This is a genomic window from Paenibacillus sp. NN59, from assembly GCF_057597225.1.
This window is the reverse complement of record NZ_CP199678.1, coordinates 762,157-783,294: the sequence shown is the minus strand read 5'-3', so window position 1 is coordinate 783,294 and position 21,138 is coordinate 762,157. Positions and strand designations below refer to the sequence as shown.

Below are 21,138 nucleotides of genomic sequence, written 5' to 3'. Positions count from 1 at the left end.
TTCTTTTTGTTTGCTTTTATTGGGATATGAAGACCAAATATCCTTTCATTCATATTTTTTTCATAAACTAAAACACTCCCGGTCATACTACTTGCAAATAAAGGATGTTTGAGGGGGAGAAATGGATGGCTACAGATACTCAAATTGCACACGAAACGCATGCCATTCATCCGAATCTGGCTGATAATATTGCTTATTGCAAAAAGATGATGGGAAATAGCAATGACTTGATGATCCGTCCATTACAAAGCCTGCACAAATGGCCTTCGATGCTGTTATACATTGATGGGCTCGTCGATACGCAGTTGATCAATCAGGCTGTCCTGCAACCCTTGATGCAAGAGCGCAACCTGCCTGATTTCTCAGCGGACAATGAACACCTGAGTTACCTTCAGAACGATGTTCTTACCGCTAGCGAAGTACTGTTCATTGATGACATGGATGATGTGTTGAAAGCGATGCTGGCCGGTGAAGCCATTCTGCTGCTGGATGGCTCTACTCGGGGACTCAAAATCGGCGCTGCCGGTTGGGAAGACCGTCCTGTAGGTGAACCCGTTTCCCAGACCGTTGTGCGTGGTCCAATGGAAGGTTTTACGGAAAATTTGCGTACGAATACCGCACTGATTCGCAAGCGGATTCGTGACCCGCAGCTTTGGATCGAGGAGCGTGAAATTGGGCGTGTCACCAAAACTCGTGTATCAATAGTATTTCTCGAACATACGGTCAACGAAGATGTTGTTGATGAGCTCCGCAGACGGCTGGATGAAATTGATATCGATAGTATTCTGGAGAGCGGGTACATCGAAGAACTGATTCAGGACAAAACCACGACAATCTTTCCGACAGTTTACAATAGCGAACGTCCAGATACGGTTTCTGCAGCACTGCTCGAAGGACGTGTTGCAATCATTATAGACGGTACACCCTTTGTACTGCTTGTGCCTGCATTATTCATGCACTTTTTTCAATCTCCTGAAGATTATTATCAGCGTGCCGACATCAGCTCTCTTGTTCGCTTGCTACGCTATTTATCGTTTCTGATCGCCATGCTAGCTCCATCCTTTTATATCGCTATTTCGACATTTCATCAGGAGATGTTACCAACCACCTTGTTGATCAGTCTGGCTGCACAACGGGAAGGTGTCCCCTTTCCAGCTTTTATTGAAGCCGTTCTGATGGAACTGACCTACGAAATTTTGCGAGAAGCAGGCATTCGAATTCCGAGAACGGTCGGACAGGCCGTATCCATCGTAGGCACACTTGTTATCGGGCAGGCCGCGGTAGAGGCAGGCGTTGTGTCTGCAGCGATGGTTATTATTGTTTCTATCACTGCCATTTCCAGCTATGTCATTCCGGAGAACGGATTATCTATTTCGGTTCGTATTTTGCGTTTTATTCTGATGATAGCAGCGGCAGCGTTTGGTTTCTATGGCATTTTGATTCTGCTGCTCATTACGCTGACTCACCTTTGCAGCTTGCGCTCTTTTGGGATCTCTTACATGTCTCCTTTTGCGCCCTTCATTCAGAATGATCTGAAAGATACGCTGTTCCGTGTTCCCTGGTCACATATGAGAACTCGCCCATTATCAAACGGCACTTCCAACGTAACGAGGCAGAAACGTAAAAAAAATAAGCGTTAGTGAAGGCAGGAGAAAAGGTTATGATGAAATGTTTACGTATCATGCTATCCCTCATCGTTATACTGCCGTTACTAAGCGGGTGTTGGGATCGCCAGGAGCTGAATCAACTCGGGATTATGCTGGGTCTGGGTGTAGATCGAGACGGTGACCAGATCAGGGTTAGTGCACAGGTTGTTGTGCCTCGTGAAGTCGCCAAAGGTCAAGGCGGCAATGGAACACCCGTTACCCAATATCAAGCCAGCGCTCGTACACTGCTGGAGGCTATTCAGAAGCTTACCCAGACAAGCCCTCGTGCCATTTTTATGGCTCATATCCGGGTGTTGGTTTTCGGAGAAGAATTTGCACGCAAAAACGGTATATATGATGTGATCGAAGCTCTTTTGAGAGAGCCTGACGTGCGTCCGGACTATTATGTAATGGTAGCTCGTAAAACAACGGCCTCTAACATTTTGAACGTACTCACACCACTAGAAAATCTTCCGTCAGAAAAACTGTTCAATGCACTCGATATTTCTGCTAAAAGCTGGGCTCCAACGACAACCGTGACCAGTGACAAGCTGATGCAGTATATTCTCACACCCAGCATGTCCCCTGTTATTACTGGTATTGAGCTTATTGGAGATCAAGAGAAAAGCGGTGAGACCAAAAATGTCCAGAGTATCGAACCTCCGGCTACTCTTCAATTCGCTGGTCTCAGCGTGTTTCAAAAAGACAAATTGATCGGTTGGCTGAATCAGGATGACTCTAAAGGCTACAACTATATTCGTGACAACGTGAAAACAACGATTGGCCCCACCCAATGTCCAAAAGGGGGTTATGTCACACTAAAAACATTGCGTACCTCCACGGATCACAAAGTCAAAATGGTGCGGGGCGAACCTCAAATCAGTCTGAAAGTGAACACGGTCTCTGTCATTGGTTCCGTAGATTGTGAGATGGAGATCGGTTCCATGGAAGCCATCAAGCAATTGGAGCAACTGGCACAGGATCGGATTATCGAACTGATGAAAGGTACAGTAAGTCTCGTTCGTAGCAAATATAAAGTGGACATCTTCGGTTTTGGACAAGACATCTATCATAAATATCCGAAAATCTACAAAAGAGAAGAAAAGAACTGGGATAAGTACTTTCAAAATTTAGACGTCACATATGAAGCAAACGTACAGATCCGTCGTATAGGGACGTTGGATAATTCATTTAATAAAAAAGCCAAGGAGTGAGCACGCTTGCTGCTAACGATTGCAGTTGTCATTGTCGGGTGCCTGATGGGGGTGATTGATCTACCCAAATTATGGAAAAAGAAGGAATGGAAAGAAGTCACCGTCTATTCCTGTTTACTGCTGACAAGCATCTTTTTTGGTATTGTCGCGGTGAATCTATGGGAGTTTCCAAGCCCGCTATACATTATCATCTGGATTTACAAACCCGTGAATCAATTACTGGCCTATATTACAGGGAGCTAGCCAAAAGGGAGTTGACAACATGCTGGAACAAGGTCGCCTTGGCATTAGACAATTATGTATCTTGACCATTTTGATCATTGCCGGTGACATGATGATGATCTACCCCTCGGTTATCGCAACCTTTTCGGGGCAAAATGCTTGGCTTTATGCCTTAATCGGTGTTCCTCTTGGCATGGGGTTGATGTATCTTTTCGTCAAACTTGCAGACACATATCCCAATGAAAATTTGATAGGCGTATTTCGCAAAATCCTTGGATTTTGGCCAGGTACGGTGTTAGCCCTGTTCTACCTGATGTATTTTATTTTTAGCTCTGCAGCACAATCACGGGTCGTTGGTGATTTCATGACCAGTCAGATTTTTTTGTATACCCCCATTCGGGCTGTACTTCTTATTTTTGTAATCCCCATCGGTTGGGCTCTATATAACGGACTAGAGAATATTGGTCGAAGCAGTGAAATACTCGTACCTATTATTACTACTTTTATGTTTATTTTAGTGGTCTTTTTGTTGCCCCAGGTACAATTAAACCAGCTTGTACCCTTTACGGACACCACCTTCAGCCAGTTTACGCATGGGATTGTGATCGGTTTTATCTATCCGGTTGGTGAAGCCCTTCCCATTCTGATGATCCTCCCCTATGCAAATCAACAAGCCCATCGTACTCGTGATCTTATGATATCTGCCGGATTTGGCAATCTGCTCATGGCTATTCTGGTGACGATCTCCATGCTCGTTATGGGACTTTTTCTAACACAGCACACGATCTTTGGTTCATTTGTATTATCCCAAAAAATCAATATAGCCAACTTCTTTCAACGAATTGAAGTGCTCATGGCCTCGTCCTGGCTGATTTCCACCTATTTTAAATCCACCGTATATCTATATGCCTTTGTTCTTGGTATCGCTGAACTTTTTCGCCTCAAGAGCTACCATTTTCTCATTCTGCCATGCGTACTGATTGTATATGCGCTATCTAACCTTGTGACACCCAATATCGTTTTTTTTAACACAACGGTCATTCCCTATTGGCTGGAGTGGGATTTAACGGTGAGTCTGGTCTTACCTGTCCTGCTGTTAATCATTCATCAAATCAAGTCCAAATTATTATTCAATAAAGGCAGAACTTAAAGATAATCGAAGGAGGCTACAGATCATGCTCATCAAAGAGAGACTTACCGTGCGGCAATTTGCAGTCCTTGCCTTTGTGTGCATGATCGGAGATATGATGCTAATCTACCCGACATTACTTACTTACGCTGGAAGACAGGATGCTTGGATCTGCTCGATCGTCTCCCAAGGAATCGGCATGTCCATCTTATGGCTTTCCTATAAGCTACATCAAGCTTACCCCGGACTTACACTCATCGAGATCTGTTCCAAAGCACTTGGTAAATGGATAGGTGCAATTTTGGCTGTCGCATATCTGTTTTATTTTCTGATGGGTTCAGCTATATGTATCCGTGAAGTCGGAGATTTTATGACAACTCAGGTTTATCTCCATACCCCCATTCGGGCTATCATTCTTCTTTTTGTTATAACCCTAGGTTGGTCCGCACTGAAAGGATTGGGCACGTTCGGTAAAATGGCAGAGATTCTGGCCCCCTTTGTTATGATCAGCTTGATTATCCTAATGCTTTGTTTGCTTCCCAAAATGGAAGTTTCGAACATCCAGCCTTTCTTTGATACTCCCCTGTTTTCATTTATAAGCGGGAGCGTTCGAGGGGCTACAGCTTCATATGGAGAACTCATTATCATCACCATGATTTACCCCTATATTACTCACGGCGTGCATAAGCGGCGAGACCTGTTATTAGCCGCATTACTTGCAGGAATCATGCTAACCCTCATTCTCCTTACCTCGCTACTTGTACTTGGGGTTGAACTGACAGAGCATAATATTTATGTATCGTATATTCTTGCACAAAAGATTAACATTGGCGGCTTCGTTCAACGAATCGAAGCCATCTCTTCGACAGCTTGGCTCGTGTCTACTTACTTTAAAACTTCGCTATACACGTTTGGATTCATTCTTGGACTTGCACAACTGTGTCGTCTCAAATCTTACCAGCCGTTAATTCTGCCAACGATGCTCTTATTATTCGGTATGGCTATTGTGATTTCGCCGGATGTCCTCTTCTACACCCTCGGCATCATGTACGCCTGGTTCGATTGGGATTTTACGGTCAGTATTGTCATTCCAGCTTTCCTACTACTGATTCACCTTATGAAAAATCGATTTAAACAACGTAATAATGCAAGTACTCTTTCGCAGAAATAAACAGGCTACATCTCAATGGAAGTGGTGTCCATAGATGTAGCCTGTTTATTATTTTTGACCATACACGCTTCGTGCATGGCTCGTTTTATTTTCACAAGATCGGAACCGATGGATTACAGCCCTTTTACCGTCTCCAATGCCTCTTCGATATGTCCCTTCACACGTACCTTCGTCCATTGTTTGATCAGCTTGCCCTCTTCATCCAGCAGGAAGGTGGAACGCACAATGCCCATGTACTCCTTGCCGTACATCTTCTTCAGCTGCCACGCACCAAACTGCTCCGCAACCGTGTGCTCCTCATCCGATAACAGGATAAAAGGCAGTCCGTATTTGGCAATAAACTTGTCATGTTGCTTCATCGGATCAGTGCTGATCCCCAGGATGACTGTATTCAGCCCTTGAAAATCCTCATGTCGATCCCGAAAGTCACAGGCTTGTTGCGTGCAAGACGAGGTCATATCTTTCGGATAAAAGTAAATCAGAACTCGCTTGCCGCGAAAATCAGACAGCTTCACAGACTCACCTGTGCTTGATGGCAGTTCAAAATCCGGAACTTGTACACCTTCTGCTAAAGTCATTTTCATGTCCTCCTTGGAATTCAAGTTATATGATTCTTCAGATTTGCGTGATGTAATCCTGTAAGCAGGTCATGACCCCGCTCCCCGATACCGCTTCACACCGAAGTTCCACAGGGTAAGCCCAATCGTTGCAAAGACCAGCCCCATAACTGGAGTGAGCAAAGCCATCCGATGCATCTCAGCTCGATCAAGGAACAGCGCTGCCGGATAGATGCCGACAAAGGCAAACGGGATGATCCAGGTGAGCAACACCTGAATGGCTCTGTTATAGATCGTTACCGGATAACGTCCATATCCTTGAATATTGTACATCAGCGGCAAAATACCTGTCGGCGCATCCGAGTAAAAGGATAGTGACGTCAATGTGGTATAGATGCCCGCATAGATTAGCACTGAACTTAATGCCAATATCATCAATGCAGGGATGTGCCACCATTCCAGTACGAGCCCCATCTCTGCTCCACTGATGGTCATGATGATTAACCCGATGAACGAACCTACGAGAGAGGGCGGGTCTACATTTTCCAGCAGAATCTGAAACAGGTTGTGTGCCGGTCTTGTCAGAATGCGATCCATCTCACCTTTGACAATGTAACGCTCGCTGAACCCCCACAGGTTGATAAAACAGCTAAAAATGCCGTATGGCACCATAAAGTACCCGTAAACAAATAATACTTCCGCCTCACTCCAACCGCCAAGGTTGTCGGTATGCCGGAAAACGACAAAGATAAAGATCAGATTGGTCGCCTGAAACAGCAGATCCGAGATAATCTCTACCCAGAAGTCGGCGCGGTACGTCAGACGTGTCTTCATGTAATTTTTCAGATATTCCCAGATTAGACCCATATAGTACATTCGCTTATCCCCCTTGCACGAACAGACGCTTGCGCGCCTGCCGCCAGATTAGCACCATGGGTATAAGTAGCAGGACAAACCAGAGCACCTGAATCCCGAGCACATTCCAGATGCCTGTACCTTCCACTCTGCCAGTGAAAACCGAGCCGGGCAGATACGTGATCGCCTGAAACGGCAATACCTTCATGATCGTGGACAACCAGTCCGGATACAAACTGATCGGAATGATCAGGCCCGAAAACAGATCAACGACCACACGTTTCATACGCATCATGCCTTCGTTATTTTCCACAAAAAACGCGGCCAGTCCCGTAATGACATTAATCTGGGAATTAATGATGAAACTGAAGAACAGCATGACGAGAAAACCGATCCACGCCGAAGGCGCTGTTGGCAGTTCCACCGGGAACAGCACGATGGCAATAATCATACCCGGAATCATGAGCAACAAGAAGCGGAAAATACCTTCGCCAAGCCCCTGCATCATTTTGACCATCACGTAGTTAATCGGCCGAATAAACTGAATCGCAATGGAGCCATCCCGAATGTCGGCGGCAATCTCCCGGTCCAGATTGTTAAAGTAAAACGCACGCGCCATCCAAGAGACAGCAACATACGTTGTCATCTGTGCTGCCGTAAAACCGCCAATCTCTCCGCTGCTTCCATAAATAGCTTGCCACGTAAAGTAATACACGCCAATATTCAGCGTATATATCAAAATGCCGGAATAATAATTCACTCGATACGCGAGCATCGTCAGAAAACGAATACGCATGAAATCGATAAATGCACTGTTCATCTTAGGTAGCACCTACCGCTTCTTTATCTGCCGACACAATCTCCGGGCGCTCAGCCGAACCGGACTGGTAGATACTACGCACAATCTCATCCGTGTTGGTCTCAATGATCTGAATATCCGTAATATCTGCCTGACCGACCACACGTGCCAGAACATCCGAAACGTTCAGTTCCAGCGGAATCCACACGGAGGCCGACAATTCGTTCTCCACGGTCCACCGCACGGGCATCGCCGCTGTCCATTCCTGCATCTGATTCATCGTATGACCTGTACCGAATTTGAACCGAACCTCACGCTCTGTGCCCCACTGGGACTTGAGATGATCCAGACCTCCATCATAGATGATACTTCCCGCATCTAACATGATGACTCGCGAACATAAGGCTTCGATATCCTGCAAGTCATGTGTCGTAAGCAGGATGGTTGTACCATGTTGCTCATTCATGTCTTTCAGGAACTCGCGGATTTCCGACTTTACCACGATATCCAGACCAATGGTCGGCTCATCCAGAAACACAATGCCTGGATTGTGCAGCAAGGCCGCCACCAGTTCACAGCGCATCCGCTGACCGAGACTGAGTTTACGCACCGGGCGACTCAGCAACTCCTGCAATTGCAAACGCTCAACCAGCTCGTCCAGCCGTTTGCGGAAGTCCTGTTCTCCTACACGATATACTTTGCGTAGGAGATGAAAAGATTCAATAACACCGATATCCCACCATAACTGGCTACGTTGTCCAAACACTACACCAATATTTTTGACAAACTTCTCCCGTTCCTGATACGGAACATACCCACCTACCGATAAATGCCCGGATGTAGGCACCAAAATGCCGGTCAACATCTTGATCGTTGTTGATTTGCCGGCACCGTTCTCTCCAATATATCCGCAGATTTCACCTTGCGGTATCTGAAATGAAATATCATTCACAGCCAATACTTCCTGGTATTGACGTTTGAACAGATCCTGAAACGCGCCCTTCAGCCCACCGCGGCTTTTCTGGACGTTAAACGACTTTCGCAAATCTTTTACATCAATCGCCAGCATGTTTATACCTCACTTGGATTTTGTTGAAATTGCTTGTAGCCCAAAAAGAAATTATAATAGTAACAGTCAAAATTCAGCAAGCTTTAAAAAATAGTTCGAAGTGGCCTCCTCTGCCTTGAGCTTCGGAGGGGAAGCGAACGGAAAGCTTCGACTTATACGCTAACTCAACGTAACTTTACATGTACTGAAATCGTTTATTTTTTATCTCAAATACAAAGGAGCGCTAGCATGACCAGAAAGACGAAGAGAACCCTATGGATCTCTCTTGCCGCCTTCGTGTTAATTGTTGGAGGGGCAGTGGCCTACTATTTCGGTTCTATTCTTAATCAGTTGGATGGATTGCAGAAAAAAGGCGAGGATTCGCCATTTGCCAATATTGAAAATGTAGAGAAAGTGAAGACACCCGACCCTCCGAAATGGGAAGGTACCGAGACCGTGAACATATTGGTTATGGGTGTTGATGCCCGCGGTCTGAAAAAGGGTGAAGTGCCACGTTCCGACAGCATGATGGTGGTATCACTTGACCCGCTGACCAAAAAAATCAATCTCTTCTCCATTCTGCGGGACACTTACATCAATATCGACGGATATGGTAAAGATCGAATTAACACCGCGATTACCCACGGTCCGAACGTAGCGATGGAAGCCGCAAGTGACTTGCTCGGTATCCCTGTTCAATATTATGTGTATACCGATTTCCAGGGATTCATCAAACTGGTTGACGCGGTTGGCGGTGTAGACTTTGATGTCGAGAAGGACATGCATTATGTGAGTAAAGCCGACAACAACGAGTACGATATTGATCTGAAAAAAGGCTACCAACATCTCGATGGCAAAACAGCCTTGATGTATGTTCGTTTCCGTCATGATGCGATGTCCGACTTCGCACGTTCGGAACGTCAGCGGGAGCTGCTCAAAGCCGTGACGGCCAAAATGCAGTCCACAACAACGATTGCCAAACTACCTTCCATTCTGGAACAAGTTAGCCCGTATGTAGATACCAACCTGACGCTTTCCGACATGTGGAAACTGGGCGGGCTTGGTTACCAGAGCAGTATGAATGGCAGTGAGCAGGTTCCACCAATGAACCTGTTGAAAGAAGAACGCACTCCTGGGGGAGCACAAGTCTTGTCGGTAACCAGTGAAGAAAAATTAAAACAGCATGTTCAAGACATCATTCACCCACCAGCCAAGACGGAAGACGAAAAAGCCAAAGAAGACAAGACCGCCAGCGGTAATGAGAAGAACACACAGCAACCGGCAGAGTAAATGGGCCGGTAATATAGCCTGAGCTAACTTGGTATATACAATAACGATGATCTCATTCATTCTCAGAAGGGCAGCCTATATGCTGCCCTTTCGCTATGCCTGTTCGCCAAAGTATGCGAAAATAATCATATCATGCCATTGTTTTGCTGGTTTAAACTAATGGAATTACGAAAGGAAGTTATCTCATGAATACACGTACGAACTCGGAGTTGTTATATACAGAAGCGTTGGAACATATTGTAGGCGGCGTAAACAGCCCTTCTCGCTCATTCAAAGCGGTGGGCGGCGGGGCACCCGTTTTTATGAAAAAAGCGCAAGGCGCTCACTTCTGGGATGTCGACGACAACAAATACATCGACTATCTCGCGGCATACGGACCGATTGTGACTGGACATGCCCACCCTCATATTACGAAAGCCATTACGGAAGCTGCTGCAAATGGTGTCCTGTACGGTACGCCAACGGAGCTTGAAATCAAGCTTGCCAAAATGCTGAAAGAAGCGATCCCGTCCATGGACAAGGTTCGCTTTGTGAACTCCGGTACAGAGGCCGTGATGACGACGATTCGCGTAGCTCGGGCATATACGAAACGAAATAAAATCGTGAAATTTGCCGGATGTTATCATGGTCACTCCGATCTCGTACTGGTCGCTGCAGGCTCAGGCCCGTCTACGCTTGGCATTCCCGACAGTGCAGGTATTCCGACCAGTATTGCTCATGAAGTCATTACCGTTCCATACAACGACCTGGATGGTCTGAAGGAAGCGCTCGAACGTTGGGGTGACGATGTAGCCGCGGTTATGGTAGAGCCGATCGTTGGTAACTTCGGTATGGTTATGCCAGAGCCAGGTTTCCTGGAAGGTCTCTGTGCAATGACACGCGCGAACGGTTCACTTGTTATTTATGACGAGGTTATTACCGCTTTCCGTTTCCACTACGGTTCCACTCAGACGTATGCCGGATTGGACAATCATGCGGAGATTGAACCTGACCTTACTGCACTTGGGAAAATCATTGGCGGCGGCTTGCCGATCGGTGCCTACGGCGGACGTAAACATGTCATGGAGCAGGTTGCTCCACTCGGCCCGGCGTATCAGGCCGGAACGATGGCAGGCAATCCGGCATCAATCTCGGCGGGTATCGCTTGTCTTGAAGTACTGCAAGGTGCTGGCGTATATGAAGAAATGGAACGTCTCGCCATCGATCTGACCACTGGCTTGCAAGCTTCCGCGGACCGTCATGGCATTGATCTGACGATCAACCGCATTCGTGGTGCGTTCTCCACGCATTTCTGCAATCATCCGGTGACGAATTATGATCATGCACAAGACACGGACGGCGAACGCTTCGCGTCCTTCTTCCGCCACATGTTAAACCGTGGCATCAATCTGGCTCCTTCGAAGTATGAAGCTTGGTTCCTGACCACCGCTCATACGGACGAAGACATTGCTGTCACGCTTGAAGCGGCTGAAGCTTCTTTTAAAGTAATGGCACAGGAGTAAGAGTTGGAGCCGGCGGCAACATCATTTAAAATTCAAGATAGACCAGCCCATTAAAGGCTGGTCTATCTTCACGTTGTCGATCTGATCTGCAGCTTCAATATCTCCTCCCGGATGATCTGCATCCCCTCTGCAATACGCTGTTTCGGAACATTAGAGATGTTCAGTCGCAACATCTGATCCGTAAATGCGCGGTACGTTCCTTCGGGATAATATCGCTCTGTTGTATCAGCAATAATTCCGCGGTTCTGTAAACGGGACAGCAAGGTACGGACAGGTATATTCCCTGGCAAAGGGAGGGCGGTATGTTCCCCACCGGTTCGTGGCGCAATACGAAATGGTTCGAAATCGGAATAAGCCTCCAGCTGTTCTTGCACAACTTCCATCCGCGCGGCATAGCGGCTACGAATGATTTTGCGATGGTGGGCAAACATTCCGCTATGAATGTACACCTCAAGCGCAGCTTGAGATAACAGTGAGGTGTCGATATCCAGCATTCTTTTCATTGAACCGAAAGAGGCGATCAAGGCCAAAGGCATTACGGCTACACCCATACGAAGCCCGGGGAACAGAATCTTGGAATAACTTTTCAGATAAATAACGCGGTCATGTGTATCATAAGCCCATAAAGGATCTTGTCTCGCGTTGTCCTCCAAATCGGCCAGATAGTCGTCTTCGACCAGATAAACATCATATCGCTGTGCTAACCGAAGAAGTCTCTTCTTTTCCGCCGCCTTCATGGAAGTCCCGATCGGATTGTGGAACCGTGGGATCACATAGAAAAACTTGATATCCCCCTCCGCAAACTGGCGTTCAAGTGAATCCCAGTCCAGTCCTTCACCAAACGTTCTTCGTACACCAGCAATCGGTACGTTCAAGCTCTTCAACAAGGTAGGCATGTTGTGATATGTAGGCAGTTCCACCATGACTTTGGTTCTTCCACCGGGAAAGGGCATCAAGGCCAGCGCCGCAAGCGCCTGCTGCACACCCGATGTGATGAAAAACTGTTCCGCTCGCGCAAATACCTGATAATCCGCAAACTGTTTCTGTAATAGCTCAATCAGCGAGGGCAATCCTTGCTGCGTGCCATATAAAAAAAGCTCATCTTGCTTCTGTTTCATCGCCACTTCCACGCAATGCCGAAAATCCGCATAAGGAAATACCCTTGGATCAGGAGCCGCGGACGCAAAATCTAGCGGCTCTTGCCAATCCATATCCTGTATACCTAAGCCGTTCTGAACGGCATAATAACCGGATTGGGGCACGGCGTACACCAAATGTCGCTGTTCCAACCATTCATACGCACGAATCGCTGTACTCACACTGCATTGATATTGCTCCGCAACACGGCGAACCGCTGGCAACCTTATTCCTTTGTCATCCCACTGGTGGCTTCCCTGCTGAACCATTTGCTCCTGTATCCACTGTTGCAATGCATGAGCGATTACCTCATATTTTTTCACCATTCCACCCCTTATCCACAAAACTGTACCGGTACAATCGTTTGTTTTCCGTATTGTAGCACAGCGGATGTAGAAGTATATTAAATAAGGCTAATATGTTCCATCGCTTGATAGGTAACAGTAAATCTAGTTCATATCGCATTACTGGAGGTAAAAGGAATGAATACTACACATAACCGAACCTATGCTTATATTGCATCTGTTGTATATGCTGCCATTATCGGACTATCTTTTTTATTTGTGAAAATGACCGTCACCATTGCTCATCCCTTAGATGTGCTTGCACATCGTTTTGCTCTGTCACTCATTGTGGTCAGCATTCCTGTGCTGTTCGGCTGGATTAAAATCAATCTCCGTTTAGCCGACCTGTGGCGAATTATTCCGCTTGGACTGCTCTCGCCCGTACTCTTCTTTGCCTTTCAAGCCTTCGGACTGGTAACCTCCAATTCTTCGGAAGCGGGAATTATTCAGGCGATGGTGCCTGTGTTCACCCTTGTTCTGGCCTCGGTCTTTCTGAAGGAACGTACGTCTATTGTACAAAAAATGTCTCTGCTGCTTTCTGTCGCTGGCGTCATCTTTATCTTTGCCATGAAAGGTAGCGGCATGTCGATGAGTAATATGCAAGGCATTGTGCTACTGGTTCTATCAGCCATCAGTTTTGCAGGATACGGGGTACTGGCCAGACCACTTACTCGGCGATATAAACCGCTGGAACTGACCTGGGTGACCTTAATGGTAGGGTGTGTTGTGTTTAATGCGATTGCACTAATACGTCATGCATTCACAGGCTCAATGGCTGATTATGTTCAGCCGCTTGGAGATCTATCCTACTTGGGCGCACTCGCTTATCTGGCTATCTTATCTACCATGGTATCCACCCTGTTGTCCAGTTACGCCCTGACTCATCTGGAGGCTTCACGTGTCAGTGTGTTCAGTAATCTGTCTACACTCATCTCGATCGCTGGGGGGGCTCTGATTCTACATGAACCTGTCCGGAGTTATCACTATGTAGGTGCAGTCCTGATCATTATCGGTGTACTTGGCACCAACATGAGCGGTCGCAAACGCGCGCTGGTCAGTCATGCTAAAGCATGATACCCGTCAAGCCAGAAATACCGCAAAAGGTACGATGATTAACGTACCTGAGGCGATGATCCTGTATGAAGCTTCCCAAACACGTTAACACTGCTGAGGATACTCTACTCTGAAAAGGAGTTCCTCCGCATGAAGCGTACACAACCTTCGTTCTTGCAAGCCATGATGTTAATCATGTTATCTGTAGGCCTCATCAGCCATGTATTAATTATTCCCGCCCTTCTGAGTGCGGCCAAAAGGGACTCATGGATCTCAGTTTTGCTATCTACCGGCCCACTCGTGATCTTTGTACTAATGCTGGCCTACGTGTCACGCTTTCTACAACATCAGACTCTACATGATTGGCTGTCTTCCCATCTTGGTAAACCCGTAGGTTTTCTGTTGCGGGTGGGAAACAGTCTCTTTTTTCTATGCGTCATCTACTTTACGTTACGTGATACCACGACTTGGGCCAAAACGAACTATCTGACCGAAACACCTGTGATCGCAACAACAATCGCACTTATGGCTTTGTGCGGATATGCTGCCTATAAGGGTATGCGTTCGCTCGCCTTCACAGCAGGACTGATCCTGCCATTAGTTGTGTTGCTCGGCTTCTACGTCGCCATTGTCAATTCCCAGTATAAAGATTACAACCGTCTTCTGCCTGTGATGGAGCATGGATGGTCACCTGTATTTCAGGGCATGATTTACAGTCTCGCAGGCATGTTTGAACTGCTTTTCCTCTGGTACATTCAGCCTCATCTCGCGAAACGTATCAAGCTATGGCAGTATCTAATGCTTGCATTGATCATGGTTGGTTTAACGACAGGTCCGCTCATTGGAGCGATCGTAGAATTTGACCCTTATGAAGCAGCCAAAATGAGATACCCTGCTTTTGAAGAATGGCGCATTGCCTCCCTGGGCAAATATATTGCGCAGACCGATTTCTTTTCCATCTATCAGTGGCTCGCAGGTTCTTTCACCCGGATTAGTCTGGCCATGTATATTGTGGTAGAAATATGGAATATTAAGAGCACTTCCAGAAGGATGGTTACTTGTGCGTCTTTGGCTATATTTTTTATTCTATCCATGCTGTACCCTCTGGATGATATTACTTTCACGAAGATTCTGGTTGATTACATCTTTCCATATAATCTCGTGTATCTGAGCGGATTTGCGGTTCTGGCAACAATCGTTGCCTTCATCCATTCACGCCAGCATAGGAGGAAACAACGCCATGGAGAAGGAGAAACACCCGATTGACACAACATCCTACGAGAACCTGCTTGCCTCCCTGAGAAAAAACTTTGAATCCTGTGCGGATGTGGTTATCCAGACGTTTTCTGCCCAAGATGAGACCGTTCGTTCTGTCATTCTGCTCTATTGCGACGGGCTGGTGGACAGTAAACAAATCAATCAGTTCATCATTCCACGGTTAGAAAAACATACATTGATTATGGAAGAGGCTGTACCCAAGGAGCTTGGGCTAACCCTGAAACCCATAGATGACATTTCCGATCTCCAAAACATAAACATGCTCCTGTTTAGCGGGCAGCTTCTACTTATTTTTGAAAATGGTGTACAGGCTTGCAGTCTGGATATTGCCAATATTCCGGGACGCACACCAGAAGAGTCTGCCATCGAGACGTCCGTAAAAGGACCGCGCGATGGTTTCACCGAAGAACTATCCACCAACATCGCCCTGGTTCGCAAACGGTTAAAAACGTCATCCATGTGTTATGAGAAAATCATAAAAGGAGATCGCACACAGACAACGATCGGTCTCTTATACGTTAGAGATATTATTAACCCCGAAATTCTAGAGACTGCTCGTAGCAATCTGAATCAGATTAACGTCGACGGAATCATGGGCACGTCCATCATGGAACGCGCGGTCATGGGAGGCGTGAGAAGCATCTTTCCGCTTACAGATAATTCTGAACGTCCGGACTATGTCGCAGACTCTTTAATTAACGGACGCTTTGCTGTGCTCACGGATGGGTCACCTGTAGCCGTCATCGCACCGACAACACTGTTCAATCAGTTAAAATCACCTGAAGACGAGAGCACTCCCTTTTTCATCGTGACCTTTGAACGGATATTACGAATTGCCGGGCTGCTCATTGCCTGTTTTTTTCCGGCCTTCTACATCGGTCTGACCAGCTTTAATCTGGAGCAGATTCCACTGCCCCTGCTCGCAACGATCGCAGGAACGCGGATGGGATTGCCCATGCCGGTTACGCTTGAAGCTTTCCTAATGATCTTTATGTTTGAACTGTTCAATGAGGCTGGAAGAAGGCTACCGCGTGCGTTGGGACAGACCGTCAGCGTAGTCGGCGGCTTAATTATCGGGGATGCGGCCATTCGTGCCGGGATTACATCTCCCACTATAATTGTCACGGTAGCGATCTCCGTCATCTCCAGCTACATTCTGGTGAATACGGTTCTGGGGGGAGCCACATCCCAGGTTCGCATCGGAATGTTAATTGCTTCTTCGATCTTGGGGTTATTCGGATTTATGGTTGCTCTGTTTGCCTTGTTAGTTCATCTCGTATCTCTGGAGTGTTACGGCGTATCCTACCTCTCCCCTGTATCACCTTACATTCCGGGAGATTTCACACAGGCCGTATCCATGCCACCTTCCATGACACGCACCAAACGCCCAGCTGTGTTACGCACACAGGATTCTACCCGCCATAAGGACAAACCTTGATGAAATGGACTTGCGTAAGTAGCATCGTTGCGGTTTGTGTCATGCTGCTGACAGGATGCTGGGATTCCAAGGAAGTGCAAAGCATTAACTTTATTACAGCCATTGGCATCGATTATGCGGATAATCAATATACGACATACGCCCAGTTAATCGATTTTTCCAGCATTGCAAAGCAGGAAGGGCCGACACCAAGAGAAGGTAGTCAAATATGGATCGGAAAAGGTACCGGTACAACGTTAAGTATGGCAATCAACAATCTGTATGAGACATCGCAGCAGCAAACGTTGTGGACTCACGTGAAAGCAATTGTGCTATCCAAAAATGCGTTGGAAGGGCGACTGGAGGATGTTTTTAACACGTTACTTCATTCCGGGCAACTGCGATATACACCATGGATCTATGTGACAGAACAAGATCTGTCCACTTTGCTCTCTCCCTCCGCGATCCTGAACCAGTCGGCTCAAACGATTGAGTTGTTCGAACCGATGAGACTGTACAGGCAGCATTCCGGGTATGAGCCCATTCGCCTGCATCAGTTACTTGATAGTCTGAGAGAACCTGCATCTGTGGTGTTGCTGCCTTCCGTTTCCACTAAAAATCAGACGTGGCATAACGGCGAAGAGACCCCGCCGCTGATTCGAATGGATGGATTTTACGTCGTGAGCAATGGAAAAAGTCAGGGGAAAGTCTCTGGTGCCGAAGCAGACGGCGCCCGTTACGTGAATTATGACCATGTGTACCAATATCCGCTGTATGTTTATGGGAAGCATGGCAATACTCCTGACCTTACATTGACTCTTCACAAACCCAAAACGCGTATAAAGGCGAAAAAAAGTGCTAGCGGTATCACCTTTGATCTGTTCACTTCGGTGAAAGGTACCATTGCTGAGGATCATGGCTCTTTTCGTTCTCCCCGTGTAATGGAGCAAGAGGCAGGCAAGCAGATGGAAGCTCAAATACGAAGCTCATTTGCCACAACCAAAGCGCGCAAAGTAGATTCATTCGGTCTTGTAGAGCATCTCTACCGGCATCATCCCGATTGGTGGAGAGCTGAGGTTGCCCAGCGGGCAGAACCCCTTGCTCGTATTCGCCTCGACAAAGTTGAGGTCGACGTGAAGATTCTGAATGCCAGTACGTATAAATATGGGGAGTAAACCGAAGAGTAAAGACCTGTAATCCGGCATCAAACCAGGTGCAGATTACAGGTCTTTCTGTGCTTGGTCAGTGCTTGTTAGCTTGGCAAGATGATTAAGGCACCGTACAATATTCATTTATTTTTTGTTGGCTCACTTCGTTTATGCCAAAGGGTACGCCATGACACTCATTAAGGCCAGTTCCGGCTGGGTTGTATCCAGGCGGCTGTACTGAATGATGACGGGTACATTACTTGAAACCGTGATGGCATATGGTACACCGGAAGGGATAGTTTCATCCCCGGCACGTAGCGATGCGGTACGGATATGTTTTGTTCTTCTAGCCGGGACTTCCGCTTGCATATGTTCCAGCGGATCGCGGTCTTCAAAGTAAATTGTAATCTCCAGCGTTGCATCCTCACCCCCCGTGTTTAACACACAGATGCTCTCATGACTCTCCAGTGCACCTGAGCTATCCGGCGGGATGTACCCATCCGGTATAACCCAGTACGTATGACCGTGGGATGAGGATTTCGGAAGGCTTGATTGATCTGGCATGATTCTCCTCCTTTTTGCGATACGCCCTGAAAATTAAAACCTTCGGTGGCTCGCGGGCGGGCGCTCGGTGGGCGGATCGGGCTTTGGGCCGCTGTTGGTCCGGGATTTCTTCTATTCCCCTCCAAGGGGGAAATCCCGTGCCAAACGCGGGCGCTTTGCTCCCTTTTCCCGATTCCGCCCTCCTCTCTGCCTCGCTCACCCTCCACTGCTTTTAAAAGGCATGGCCTTCGCTTCGTTGGGCCATTTTTTTGTGCTCGTTGCTTCGCTGAACTCGCATTTCATTTAAACCCCTCGGTGGCTCGCGGGCGGGCGCTCGGTGGGCGGATCGGGCTTTGGGCCGCTGTTGGTCCGGGATTTCTTCTATTCCCCTCCAAGGGGGAAATCCCGTGCCAAACGCGGGCGCTTTGCTCCCTTTTCCCGATTCCGCCCTCCTCTCTGCCTCGCTCACCCTCCACTGCTTTTAAAGGGCATGGCCTTCGCTTCGTTGGGCCATTTTTTTGTGCTCGTTGCTTCGCTCTACTCGCTTATAATATATAAGCAATTGTATAGCTCGCGTTTCAACGCAAATACATTTCCAATGGTTGCAAATGCATCTCGCGGATAGCTTCAGCTACCCGCTCTGCCAAGCGGCGTGCGCCTCGCTCCTGAAAATGTGTATTATCTTCCATCCCGGTTGGGAAGTTGATATATTCGCCAGGCAACACCCACATAAAATAATCTTTGGTTCCTTCTTCACCCGCCTGCTCAAACATCAGGCGGCTGCGTTCGGCCAGATCGATTAGCGGCACTTCTTCATCTGCCGCAAGTTCACGTACGGCAGTGATATAATCGCCGTGTGTATCGGTCAATGTGCCGTCTTCCGCAAAGTATCGGCGATGCACTGGTGTGATCAGCACCGGACGCGCCTCAGCCTCGCGTGCGGCATCAATATATTTTTTCAAATACTGCTTATAAGTGGTAAAAGGATCTGTCCCCCGTTCCGGGTCAGGCTTCTCGTCGTTATGTCCAAATTGAATAAATAGAAAGTCATCGGGCTTTATTTGCTCCCTAATTGCATCCAAGCGGCCTTCATGAATAAAACTACGGGAACTCCGCCCTGACTGTGCATGGTTATCCACGGCAACGTCATGTTTGAACTGTGCAGGCAGTAGTTGTCCCCAGCCGCAATACGGGTATCCGCTCTCTGGCTGATCTGTTACCGTTGAATCCCCCGCGAGAAACACGGTCATCGTTTGATTGGCCAGCGTTATTTCCATTGCATTGATCCGAGGTGCAGGTCCCGAGAAGGTCAGGCGAAGCTTTCCCCCGCGAACAACAACGGCAAACCGCATTTCTGCGCATTGCCCAGCCACCGTGCGAATCGTGGGTAACATCAGCCGACCTTCTCCTGCTTTGACACGCGTGATTGTATCCGCAAGCGGATCTCCGGCAATCAGTAACACCTGATACGTCCCGTCGGGCACATCGACGACAAACGATGCCTTAAGCGGGATGCAAAAGCTGGAACGCAAGCGGGCAGACATTGTTGCCTGCCCTTGCGATGGATAACCCCCATTTGAAGAAGGCGACCCATCTTCCTGTTCTTCAACCCGTTGCTTTTCATACACCAGTGAATCGGATTCAAATCCGAATCCTTGGCTCTCATCGTATATCGTTGTAGACGAAACGGCCACATAGCCATCTGCTTTTCTTACATTCGTATGGATGCCTTCTCTGCAAGCTTCCTTATCGGAATTCCTCATGCTTAACGTGGATTCCGATACGATTTCTGATCTACGATCAGATTGAGCTGTGATCGGGCCAAAACTAAACTTCCACGAGGATCTCTTTTGTTCTACTTTTTCTGCATGTTCTGCGTTTTCCAAGTCTGCTGCATCCACTAATTTTCTCCTCCATGTATTATTGGTTTGATGCGCTCGCCTCGTTACCCCTTCAAACCACTCGTACTCATGCCTTGCACAATCTGCTTCTGGAAGATGAAGAATACAGCCACAACCGGCACCAGACTGACAATCGACATCGCGAACATCGCCCCCCAGTTGGAGGCAGATTCACTATCGAGGAACATTTTGAGCGCCATGGATACGGTGTACTTGTCAGGCGAATTCAGATACAGCACCGGCCCGAGCAAGTCTTCCCATCTCCAGTAAAAGGAGAAGATTGCCGCTGTTGCCAGCGAGGATTTGATCAAAGGCATGATGATCTGAATATACAGCCTGAATTTGTTACAGCCATCAATCGTTGCGGCCTCATCCAGCTCTTTCGGAATCGTGCGAATAAACTGAACCATCAGGAAGATGAAAAACGGCATCCCGAAGAATGTAGGTACAACAATCGGCAGAATCGTGTTCAGCCAGCCCAGCTTGGTAAAGATAATATACTGCGGAACCAGTACGACGTCGTGCGGCAACATCAGCGTAAGCATCATCAGAGAGAACCAGAAGGTACGTCCTTTGAAATTCAGTCTGGCAAAACCAAACGCGATCAGTGACGAGGAAAGCACTGCCCCAATCGTAGAGATTACCACTATGATCAGTGAATTGGTGATGTAGTCCATAAACGGCCTTCCAGCCGTTCCTTTCCAGCCGTCCACATAGTTGGACCAGATCCATTCGGTCGGAAACAGGCTTTCTGCCGTTACAAAGATCGTGCGACTCTCCTTGAAAGAACTGAATAACATCCACAGCACCGGGTAGAGCATCAGGAGGGCAAGTGCGGCAACGAATAGGTGATAGATTGGCCATTTTACATTTCTCCACACCAT

General features: G+C 47.4%; 19 protein-coding genes. 11 read left to right on the top strand and 8 right to left on the bottom strand.

Features of this window, described 5'->3' with window-relative positions; all coding sequences use genetic code 11:
• Positions 1-125 precede the first annotated feature (125 nt).
• Genes ACT89M_RS03590 through ACT89M_RS03570 form a run of 5 tightly spaced genes read left to right on the top strand, consistent with a single transcriptional unit; the run spans position 126 to position 5,382 of the window.
• On the top strand, positions 126-1,640 hold the full coding sequence (locus ACT89M_RS03590) for a spore germination protein (RefSeq protein WP_308723504.1): 1,515 nt from the start codon (positions 126-128) through the stop codon (positions 1,638-1,640).
• 20 nt (positions 1,641-1,660) lie between these two features.
• Positions 1,661-2,860 (top strand): Ger(x)C family spore germination protein, encoded by a 1,200-nt coding sequence (locus ACT89M_RS03585; RefSeq protein ID WP_308723503.1) that lies wholly within the window; start codon positions 1,661-1,663, stop codon positions 2,858-2,860.
• A 6-nt stretch (positions 2,861-2,866) separates the two neighbouring features.
• Entirely contained in the window at positions 2,867-3,103 is a 237-nt protein-coding gene (locus tag ACT89M_RS03580) for a hypothetical protein (RefSeq protein WP_308723502.1), read from the top strand.
• A 19-nt stretch (positions 3,104-3,122) separates the two neighbouring features.
• The gene (locus ACT89M_RS03575; RefSeq protein ID WP_308723501.1) at positions 3,123-4,232 is read left to right on the top strand and encodes a GerAB/ArcD/ProY family transporter; all 1,110 of its coding nucleotides are present in this window, start codon (positions 3,123-3,125) and stop codon (positions 4,230-4,232) included.
• Between the two features lie 25 nt (positions 4,233-4,257).
• Entirely contained in the window at positions 4,258-5,382 is a 1,125-nt protein-coding gene (locus ACT89M_RS03570) for a GerAB/ArcD/ProY family transporter (RefSeq protein ID WP_308723500.1), read from the top strand.
• A 113-nt stretch (positions 5,383-5,495) separates the two neighbouring features.
• On the opposite strand, the gene bcp is transcribed toward ACT89M_RS03570, so the two are convergent.
• The 4 genes from bcp to ACT89M_RS03550 all read right to left on the bottom strand — a co-directional run bounded on the left by bcp (position 5,496) and on the right by ACT89M_RS03550 (position 8,662).
• Complete coding sequence (gene bcp, locus ACT89M_RS03565) at positions 5,496-5,960, bottom strand: thioredoxin-dependent thiol peroxidase (RefSeq protein WP_308723499.1); 465 nt, start codon at positions 5,958-5,960, stop codon at positions 5,496-5,498.
• Positions 5,961-6,029: 69 nt separating this feature from the next.
• Positions 6,030-6,815: an ABC transporter permease gene (locus ACT89M_RS03560; RefSeq protein WP_308723498.1), complete on the bottom strand. Its 786-nt coding sequence runs from the start codon at positions 6,813-6,815 to the stop codon at positions 6,030-6,032.
• A gap of 4 nt (positions 6,816-6,819) precedes the next feature.
• Positions 6,820-7,614, bottom strand: coding sequence for an ABC transporter permease (locus ACT89M_RS03555; RefSeq protein WP_154891942.1), 795 nt, complete (start codon positions 7,612-7,614; stop codon positions 6,820-6,822).
• Between the two features lies 1 nt (position 7,615).
• Positions 7,616-8,662, bottom strand: coding sequence for an ABC transporter ATP-binding protein (locus ACT89M_RS03550; RefSeq protein WP_154891940.1), 1,047 nt, complete (start codon positions 8,660-8,662; stop codon positions 7,616-7,618).
• Between the two features lie 228 nt (positions 8,663-8,890).
• On the opposite strand from ACT89M_RS03550, the gene ACT89M_RS03545 reads away from it, so the two are divergent.
• Together ACT89M_RS03545 and ACT89M_RS03540 are read left to right on the top strand one after the other, a co-directional pair.
• Positions 8,891-9,931 (top strand): LCP family protein, encoded by a 1,041-nt coding sequence (locus ACT89M_RS03545; protein WP_090924539.1) that lies wholly within the window; start codon positions 8,891-8,893, stop codon positions 9,929-9,931.
• Positions 9,932-10,116: 185 nt separating this feature from the next.
• Positions 10,117-11,433 carry a glutamate-1-semialdehyde 2,1-aminomutase gene (locus ACT89M_RS03540; RefSeq protein WP_154891938.1) on the top strand — a complete coding sequence of 439 codons (1,317 nt, stop codon included), beginning with the start codon at positions 10,117-10,119 and terminating at the stop codon, positions 11,431-11,433.
• Positions 11,434-11,501: 68 nt separating this feature from the next.
• Here the strand turns inward: ACT89M_RS03540 and ACT89M_RS03535 are convergent, their stop codons facing one another.
• Positions 11,502-12,863, bottom strand: a complete 1,362-nt coding sequence (locus tag ACT89M_RS03535) for an aminotransferase-like domain-containing protein (protein WP_487344997.1) — start codon at positions 12,861-12,863, stop codon at positions 11,502-11,504.
• A gap of 189 nt (positions 12,864-13,052) precedes the next feature.
• Between ACT89M_RS03535 and ACT89M_RS03530 the strand changes: the two genes are divergently transcribed.
• From ACT89M_RS03530 to ACT89M_RS03515, 4 genes are all read left to right on the top strand, one after another.
• The gene (locus tag ACT89M_RS03530; RefSeq protein WP_154891934.1) at positions 13,053-13,988 is read left to right on the top strand and encodes a DMT family transporter; all 936 of its coding nucleotides are present in this window, start codon (positions 13,053-13,055) and stop codon (positions 13,986-13,988) included.
• A 129-nt stretch (positions 13,989-14,117) separates the two neighbouring features.
• Positions 14,118-15,233, top strand: coding sequence for a GerAB/ArcD/ProY family transporter (locus tag ACT89M_RS03525; RefSeq protein WP_308723497.1), 1,116 nt, complete (start codon positions 14,118-14,120; stop codon positions 15,231-15,233).
• Positions 15,208-16,683, top strand: coding sequence for a spore germination protein (locus tag ACT89M_RS03520; protein WP_090924543.1), 1,476 nt, complete (start codon positions 15,208-15,210; stop codon positions 16,681-16,683). The genes ACT89M_RS03525 and ACT89M_RS03520 overlap by 26 nt, the downstream gene beginning before the upstream one ends.
• Positions 16,683-17,837 (top strand): Ger(x)C family spore germination protein, encoded by a 1,155-nt coding sequence (locus ACT89M_RS03515; protein ID WP_154891928.1) that lies wholly within the window; start codon positions 16,683-16,685, stop codon positions 17,835-17,837. Before ACT89M_RS03520 ends, ACT89M_RS03515 begins: the two co-directional genes overlap by 1 nt.
• Before the next feature lie 141 nt (positions 17,838-17,978).
• Here ACT89M_RS03515 and ACT89M_RS03510 read toward each other — a convergent pair whose 3' ends face one another.
• The 3 genes from ACT89M_RS03510 to ACT89M_RS03500 all read right to left on the bottom strand — a co-directional run bounded on the left by ACT89M_RS03510 (position 17,979) and on the right by ACT89M_RS03500 (position 21,138).
• On the bottom strand, positions 17,979-18,374 hold the full coding sequence (locus ACT89M_RS03510) for a sensory rhodopsin transducer (RefSeq protein ID WP_154891926.1): 396 nt from the start codon (positions 18,372-18,374) through the stop codon (positions 17,979-17,981).
• Between the two features lie 557 nt (positions 18,375-18,931).
• Complete coding sequence (locus ACT89M_RS03505) at positions 18,932-20,116, bottom strand: rhamnogalacturonan acetylesterase (RefSeq protein ID WP_308723511.1); 1,185 nt, start codon at positions 20,114-20,116, stop codon at positions 18,932-18,934.
• Between the two features lie 182 nt (positions 20,117-20,298).
• The gene (locus tag ACT89M_RS03500; RefSeq protein WP_090924547.1) at positions 20,299-21,138 is read right to left on the bottom strand and encodes a carbohydrate ABC transporter permease; all 840 of its coding nucleotides are present in this window, start codon (positions 21,136-21,138) and stop codon (positions 20,299-20,301) included.